Below are 853 nucleotides of genomic sequence, written 5' to 3' on the forward strand. Positions count from 1 at the left end.
GGCATCGACGCTGCGACGAAGACGGTTGTTGAGACGGACCGCGCTCGCACTGTCGGGAACGGTGGCGACGGCCTCCCCGGTCGCAGCGTCTATCGACTTGCCGTCGGCGCCGGTCACGTAGACCTTCTTGCTGTCCGGATCGGCCATGAGGCGGCCGTCCTGGAGCGCGCTGATGATGGGGAAAGCCAGCTTGTTGCCGCTGCCCGCGATCACACCGATCGCCTCTTCCGTGTCGGAAAAATCGTCATTGGCGAACTTGGCGACCGCATCCTCGAACGGCCCGGCGAAGGCCGGCAGCGCGAACGCGATCAAAAACAACGAGAGTGCGAGCGAACAGAAACGGGCTGACAAATGGGCTGGCACTGTGAATGACCCCGGCAGAAATGAGTGGAGAAGGCGGCGGGATCGCCGCCCTCTCCGGTCTTGCAATGGCGATCAGATCGGGATCAGGAGCCCGAGCCGAGGCACTTGTTGGTCTTGGTGTTGAAGTTGCCGCACTTCTTGCCGACCCAGTCGCCGATCAGGTCCTTGGAGCCGTCGAGCTCCTTCGACCAGGCATCGCCGGGGACGAGGCTCGGGGTCTTCCAGACCACGTCGAACTGGCCGTTGGCCTTGATCTCGCCGATGAACACCGGCTTGGTGATGTGGTGGTTCGGGAGCATCTTGGAGGTGCCGCCGGTCAGGTTCTTGGCTTCGATGCCCGGGAGAGCGTCGATCACCTTGTCCGGATCGGTCGACTTCACCTTCTCGACCGCCTTGACCCACATGTCGAAGCCGATCACGTGCGCTTCCATCGGGTCGTTGGTCACGCGCTTCGGATTCTTGGTGTAGGCCTGCCACGCCTTGATGAACT

1 protein-coding gene and 1 pseudogene are annotated in these 853 nt (G+C 62.7%); both read right to left on the reverse strand.

What is annotated here, in order from left to right:
* Positions 1-363 (reverse strand): annotated as a pseudogene (locus tag JHD07_RS37175) (urea ABC transporter permease subunit UrtB); the annotation flags it as partial.
* Positions 364-446: 83 nt separating this feature from the next.
* Positions 447-853, reverse strand: a 407-nt coding sequence (locus JHD07_RS37180) for a transporter substrate-binding protein (RefSeq protein WP_291631243.1), incomplete at its 5' end; no start/stop codon positions are given.

The organism is Bradyrhizobium sp. (genome assembly GCF_016462955.1).
GTDB lineage: Bacteria > Pseudomonadota > Alphaproteobacteria > Rhizobiales > Xanthobacteraceae > Bradyrhizobium.